The 559-nt window shown below is 61.7% G+C and carries 1 pseudogene; it reads right to left on the bottom strand.

Going from position 1 to position 559, the window contains the following annotated elements:
- Positions 1-559 (bottom strand): annotated as a pseudogene (locus tag M3I54_RS44595) (hypothetical protein); the annotation flags it as partial.

Genomic DNA, 559 nt, shown 5'->3' with positions numbered 1-559 from the left:
GATGCTCGATCAGAATACCGCGGCGCTTCATGATTTCCTGAGTACACAACTTGCGTTCGAGGTAGTCAGGATCGTCGGCACCCATCGTCTCGATGACGACACGGTGCGGCCGTGCCGCAACGCCAGCGGCTGCCACCGATCGGAACGTCAGTTCAAAGTCGGGTCGGCACCACTGGCTCGGCGCGTCGGTCTGCCTCACTTCCCGATCAAAGAGCGGTTTCCAGAGCGTCACCTCAACGCCGTGCTTTTTGACCCACGCCATGACGTCGAACAGCAATTTCAGCGTGACGCGCTCATACCGGCTGTCCAGAGGTACAGGACGCGCGAACGAATACGCGTGCTGCGCGAACGCTTCCCGAACGCGCGGGTTGCCGTCGCGATCGCGGTCGACCACGCTGAGCACCCAGTAAGGGGGCTGCGTCAGTCGCTGATCGCGGCCTCCGGCGCGGATACCCTTTTCAGGGCACACCACACACTCGCCCATGCTTGTTTTCTTTATTGCAACGCCTGCACGAATCTCGTCGGCGACGAACAGCAGGAGCGCGCTGCGTGCCTTCCT

Source organism: Paraburkholderia sp. CNPSo 3274, from assembly GCF_024206475.1.
Taxonomy (GTDB): Bacteria; Pseudomonadota; Gammaproteobacteria; order Burkholderiales; family Burkholderiaceae; genus Paraburkholderia.
Note: the sequence above shows the minus strand (reverse complement) of the source record. Positions and strands in the feature narration are given on the sequence as shown.